Origin of the sequence: Bacillus sp. MUM 116 (assembly GCF_001866655.1) — a bacterium.
Classification (GTDB): Bacteria; Bacillota; Bacilli; order Bacillales; family Cytobacillaceae; genus Neobacillus.
In genome coordinates this window covers 1-3348 of the sequence record NZ_MLYR01000186.1, presented here as the reverse complement: position 1 = coordinate 3348, position 3348 = coordinate 1, and the positions used below count along the sequence as shown (strand labels likewise).

General features: G+C 38.7%; 3 protein-coding genes. 1 reads left to right on the top strand and 2 read right to left on the bottom strand.

Annotation, left to right across the window (positions count from 1 at the left end; all coding sequences use genetic code 11):
- Positions 1 to 291: 291 nt before the first annotated feature.
- Positions 292 to 1161: an alpha/beta hydrolase gene (locus tag BIV60_RS27755; RefSeq protein WP_071358893.1), complete on the top strand. Its 870-nt coding sequence runs from the start codon at positions 292 to 294 to the stop codon at positions 1159 to 1161.
- Positions 1162 to 1266: 105 nt separating this feature from the next.
- Here BIV60_RS27755 and BIV60_RS27750 read toward each other — a convergent pair whose 3' ends face one another.
- Positions 1267 to 2580, bottom strand: a complete 1314-nt coding sequence (locus tag BIV60_RS27750; protein ID WP_071358892.1) for a cytosine permease — start codon at positions 2578 to 2580, stop codon at positions 1267 to 1269.
- A 161-nt stretch (positions 2581 to 2741) separates the two neighbouring features.
- Positions 2742 to 3191 carry a nucleoside deaminase gene (locus tag BIV60_RS27745; RefSeq protein WP_071358891.1) on the bottom strand — a complete coding sequence of 150 codons (450 nt, stop codon included), beginning with the start codon at positions 3189 to 3191 and terminating at the stop codon, positions 2742 to 2744.
- Positions 3192 to 3348: the final 157 nt, after the last annotated feature.

The window sequence follows — 3348 nt, the reverse complement described above, 5'->3', positions numbered from 1 at the left end:
CTATATCCATTCTATTTGTTTTCAAGGGATAATAAAAGAAAAGGCCTCGATTAATAAAGGCTCTTTTCGTAAACTTTGTTGCTTTTGGACCTTAATAAGGGTCAAATACTTAAGTTTCTAGGCAATTTTCGCAAATGTTCTTACGAAAAGATGCCACGAAGCATTTAGTTATACGGGTTGATGAACTTATACGAAAAACAACAATCTATGCGAAAATAGCCTTAATAAAAAACCGCACAGATTGCTGTGCGGTTTTAAATACGAGAAAATTGATTGGACGTGAATGATCCTATGAAAAATACAGTTATTTATAAACAAGATGACCGTTTTACTATTAAAGCAGACTTCTATGCTACCAACCATGAAAAAGCTCCAGTTGTTGTTTATATTCATGGAGGCGGTCTATTATGGGGAACACGAGAAGATTTAAGTGAAGAAATGATAAAACTCTACACCAACAATGGCTTTGCATTGTTTTCTATTGACTATAGGTTAGCACCTGAATCAAAACTTCCAGACATCCTTGAAGACGTGCAAGATGCACTTCTCTGGTTGGAGACTGAGGGGGCAAAACAATTCTCCATTGACCCAAAAAGAATAGCTGTGGTTGGCGGTTCTGCTGGCGGTTATCTTGCACTTTGTACAGGAACATTTAAAAAGAAGCCCCGAGCAATCGTTTCCTTCTATGGCTATGGCGATATTAGCGCCAATTGGGCAACGCAACCAAGCAAATTCTATCTACAAAAGGACATAGTTCCAAAAGAGCTTTATAAAAATTTTGTCTCAGATGAAATGATTACAGAGGGGTCTATTGAAACGAGATTTCTCCTATATTTGTATGCGAGGCAGCAAGGCGCATGGGTTCAGGAGATAACAGGTATTCATTCAACTAATAAAGAGGATCTCATCCAGTTTTGCCCGATCTATCATATCACTAAGGATTATCCGCCTACATTATTGCTGCACGGGACTAAAGACACGGATGTACCATACGAACAATCTGTTTTTATGAGAGCTGCCCTCATAAAAGAAGGAGTAAAAACCAGGTTAATTACAATTCCTAATGGGGAACATGTCTTTGAAAAAGATTTTGATCACCCAATTGTTCAAGATGCTCTTAATCAGGTAATTGAATTTCTTCAAATTCATTTATCTGCATAAAGTAATTGGACAATAAAAGCCGTTCTTCCTTGAAGGAAAAACGGCTTTTTTTAAATTCAACTTATTCTACCTACAAAAATCTTTGTACCACCCAATACTACTTTACTACTTTGCAATTTTAGAGTTTGCAACAGAAGCACGGGTAACAACTAAATTACCTATACCATAGAACACAACTGTAGCAAGAATTCCAAAAACAGCTACTGAATAATGTGGTGCATAATAGTTGAGTAAAAGTGCGATAGCTGAAGCCAATGCCCAGACAATAAACGGCAACGGTTTCCAACCAATTAGAGTAGGGGAATGATCCTTGAATTTTCTGCGCAGAAGGAATTGGTCCATAATTAATATCGTTCCAATTGGTGGAACAATAACCCCTAGAAGAACTAGCCAATTATAAAAAACATTATAAATTCCAGAAACAGCAATTATTATACCGATAATCCCTATTATGATCGTGACCAATCTCATTTTTTTGCCGGTCATATGTGACCAGCCAACTGCGCCATTATACAAACAATGTGAACCTACAGATCCCAAATTGATAAACACAAATAGGATAGCCAAGATCGTTAGCAGCGGACCATGTCCTGATAAAACTCTCATGAAATCCCCGCCGTTACTTTGAGGATTTGGAATAACACCAGTAGCGACGACGATTCCACCTACAAGTTCTGCAATAAGATTTCCGATTGGAAAGGCAAAAATGGTTGATATCAGCCCTTCACGTCCATTTTTTGCCCAACGTGTAAAGTCTGCTGTCATCGTACCCGAATCCGCAAATCCAGCAAAAACCAAAGTGATTGCTGCTCCAAACGACATAGCTCCCGCACCTGCACTAGGTTGGTAGTCAAGAATATTTGTATTACCAGCCCTGAATGCGAGAACGATTGCAATAATCGCCATTAAAAAATACATAGGTGTGGCAATCCAGCCTAAAATAGACAATGCTTTGATTCCGATATAAGTTACGGCTATATACAGGATCCCTCCAACGAGTGTCATCAAGAACAGGTTAGCACCAAAGGATCCATGCATCGTTGCCCCGGTGAGCCCTATCTGAAGAGCAAACCACCCGACTACGACCGTAGAAAGCAATCCTGATACAACATAATACCCTGAACGCCCAAATGACCTTTGCGCAATCATTGCAAAGTTCATTCCAGTACGGCCAGCTTCGTGGCTTAGTAAGCCTACTACGAGAAACAACAAGAGGTTGCCAATCAGCATCGCTAAGGCACCTGCTTTAAATCCAATCGAAGCTGTGATAATTCCTCCAATTACTGCACTTGTCAAAACCATCGGAAAACCAAACCAAACTGCTCCTACGGAAGATAAACTTTTTCGATACTCTTTTGGCACAGGAGAGTGTTCGAACTCCGGATCCAATCCTTTATGATCAACATGATTGGTTGACATACAATCCCTCCTTATATTTTTTAATCAAACCTATTTAGCTCTTCGCCGATAACAATGATAGTAAATCTGGTTTTCTAAAAAACTATTTTAAACATAAGTTAAATTATTTAATAATAGGAGCTCGCCAATCGGCGAGTTTTCTTTATTATAGAAGTAATTCGTTATTTGTGAAGCTTGTGGAAATGTTCAAATAGATGGTCACAATCATCTCTTTGGTCTACCTTAACCATTTTTAGAACACTTTTATCTTCGCCCGTCAGGTATTTACGTAAGTGCATATCTGAAAAACCTTGTTTATCAGCATCTTCCGAGGTATTGCAGTAGTAAACTTCCTTAACACCAGACCAGATAATAGCGGAGACGCACATTGGACATGGTTCACAAGTTGCATAAATAACGCAGTCTGACAAATCCATTGTTCCTAATTTTTTACAAGCTTCCCTTATTGCTACCATTTCCGCATGTGCAGATGGATCTGTATCTCTCATCATCGTGTTGCTTACTGCTGCAATCACTTCATCACCGCGAACAATGGTTGCACCAAAAGGACCGCCAACTCTATTGTTCATTCCTTTAATCGTTGCATCTGCAGCTAATTTCATATAATCCATATCAAAATTCCTCCAAGTTTTGCTTATATAAATTTATTAAATAACTAAATTTGGAAGTCATCTAAATTTATATTCCTGAGTGGCTTTCATTTTACTATCAGAATTTATATCATTGGACTTTGAGAATTGTCCAGCTCCAGCGCCTAGCCCCTCGAGG